Genomic DNA, 968 nt, shown 5'->3' on the forward strand with positions numbered 1-968 from the left:
CCCCCGCTTCTATGGAGCTTCTTGATCATGGTCTGATGGCCGTGGGGAGGAAGTCGTCCGTGGCAGCACCGAAGAAGTACCCCGACGAGCTACGTCAGCGCGCTGTGCGCTTGTATCGCGAGTCGGACCCGAAGCCGGTCATCCGGCGCCTGGCCGAGCAGCTCGGCGTGCATCACGAGGCGTTGCGGAACTGGATCCGGCAGGCCGAGGCCGACGCCGACGAGCGTCACGACCGGCCCACCAGCGACATGGCCGAGGAGAACCGCCGGCTGCGCAAGGAAGTCGCCGAGCTGCGGCGGGCGAATGAGATCCTGAAAGCGGCGAGCGCGTATTTCGCGGCGGAGCTCGACCCGACCCGGCGACGGTCATGACGTTCATTTATGAACACCGTGACCAGTTCGCGGTCGCGCTCCTGCTACGGGTCCTGAACATCGGCGCCTCGACGTACTACGCGTGGGTCAAGCAGGCTGATCAGCCCTGCGACCGGGACATGGTCGATCTGGGGCTGATCTCCAACATCCACGAGATCTGGGAGGCGTCCGGGCACACCTACGGCGCGGACCGGGTGCATCGGCAGCTACGCCGTGACGGCATTCGCGTCGGCCGCAAGCGGGTGGAGCGGCTGATGGCCGAGCAGGGCTGGCAGGGCGCGTTCCTGCGTCGCGGCTGGCGCGGCGGCTCTACGAAGCAGGACCCACGGCACACGCCAGCGCCGGATCTGGTCAACCGGCAGTTCACCGCGACGGGGCCGAACCGGCTCTGGGTCGCCGATGCAACCCGCATCCCCTGCGGCGAAGGTGTGTTCTGGCTGGCCGCCGTCCGCGACGCGTTCTCCCGCCGGATCGTCGGGTGGAAGACCTCCGACCGCTGCGACACCGACATCATCCTCGCCGCCCTCGAATACGGCATCTGGTCCCGCGACGTCCGCGACGGCCAGTTGATCCACCACAGCGACAGGGGATCGAACT

2 protein-coding genes are annotated in these 968 nt (G+C 67.9%); both read left to right on the forward strand.

Going from position 1 to position 968, the window contains the following annotated elements; all coding sequences use genetic code 11:
- Window positions 1–371, forward strand: a 371-nt coding sequence (locus KBX63_RS34875) for a transposase (protein ID WP_210918682.1), incomplete at its 5' end; no start/stop codon positions are given.
- The coding region (locus tag KBX63_RS34880) for an IS3 family transposase (protein WP_210918683.1) at window positions 368–968 on the forward strand (601 nt) is incomplete at its 3' end. The genes KBX63_RS34875 and KBX63_RS34880, both read left to right, overlap by 4 nt.

Origin of the sequence: Micromonospora sp. U21, from assembly GCF_018070045.1 — a bacterium.
Classification (GTDB): domain Bacteria; phylum Actinomycetota; class Actinomycetes; order Mycobacteriales; family Micromonosporaceae; genus Micromonospora.